This is a genomic window from Vibrio satsumensis, assembly GCF_050337435.1.
GTDB lineage: Bacteria > Pseudomonadota > Gammaproteobacteria > Enterobacterales > Vibrionaceae > Vibrio > Vibrio satsumensis.
In genome coordinates this window covers 1-1292 of sequence record NZ_JAKJSX010000027.1, presented here as the reverse complement: position 1 = coordinate 1292, position 1292 = coordinate 1, and the positions used below count along the sequence as shown (strand labels likewise).

Here is a 1292-nt window from a genome sequence, read left to right as displayed (position 1 = left end):
TGTACCGTCCTAAATATGGTTGACACATTTCCAACATGAAATTGGAGAGTGTCATGAAAACAACAAGTAGACGTACTCAACGAGATTATTCTCTTGCCTTTAAATTGTCAGTCGTAAGCCAAGTTGAAAAAGGCGAAATGACTTATAAGCAAGCTCAAGAACGTTATGGGATCCAAGGTCGCTCTACCGTTTTAGTTTGGCTTCGCAAACATGGTCAACTAGATTGGTCTAAAGGAACAGAACAATCGAGAGCGTTAGGAGCGACTATGTCAAACTCTTCCTCAACTCAAACCCCAGAGCAACGAATCAAAGAACTCGAGCAGCAATTAGAAGAGACTCAGCTCAAAGCTGAGTTCTTTGAAGCGGTTGTAAAAGTCATGGATAGAGATTTCGGAGTCCGAATTTCAAAGAAGCGCAAGGCCGAGTTATTAAGGAAAAAACGGTCAGAAAGTTGACCGTCACTAAGGCTTGTCACTTCATCGGTATTACACGACAAGCTTTCTACAAGCGCTGTGTTGCAGAAATTCATCAGACAAAGAAAGATGAATCAGTACTCGGTTTTGTAAAGGAGCAAAGGATGATGCACCCTCGTATAGGAACTCGTAAGCTCAAGTACTTACTTGCTCAGAACGATATTGAAATCGGGCGAGACCGCTTATTCTCTCTGCTGAGAATGAATCGATTATTAGTGCAGAATCGAAGGGCTTATCATCGAACCACCAACAGTAATCATCGCTTTTACTGCCATCCAAATCGAATCAAAGAAGGCTTAATACCGGAAAGACCAGAGCAATTATGGGTTGCCGATATTACTTATCTAGCAACGCGGTATGGTAGTACTTATCTCAGTTTAGTGACGGACGCTTACTCAAGAAAAATCGTGGGCTATCACATAGGTGATGATATGAAAGCTCGCACGGTCAAGCTGGCTTTTTTAAACGCGTTGAAAGAGCGGAAGAATACAGGTGAGCTTGTCCATCACTCAGATCGAGGTGTTCAATACTGCTCTGTGGAATACCAAGAGTTGCATCGGCAGTATGATGTATCTTGCTCAATGACTGATGGCTATGACTGTTATCAGAATGCGTTGGCAGAGAGGATCAACGGAATATTGAAGATGGAGTATCTGTTGAATAAACCGAATGATTTAGATGAAGCAAAGAAAATGGTCGCTGAATCAGTAAAAATCTATAATGAATATAGGCCTCACACAGCTCTAAAATACAAAACGCCCGATGAAATACATCGAGCGTTTTAGTCAATCAAGTGTCAACCCATATCAGGACGGGTCA

The 1292-nt window shown here is 42.0% G+C and carries 1 protein-coding gene; it reads left to right on the top strand.

Features of this window, described 5'->3' with window-relative positions; genetic code table 11:
- Positions 1 to 53: 53 nt before the first annotated feature.
- Positions 54 to 1258 (top strand): IS3 family transposase gene (locus tag L4C44_RS22720; protein ID WP_428805753.1). Its coding sequence is split into 2 segments (ribosomal slippage): positions 54 to 441 and positions 441 to 1258, totalling 1206 coding nucleotides; the frame shifts between segments, so codons are not numbered across the junction.
- Positions 1259 to 1292 lie beyond the last annotated feature (34 nt).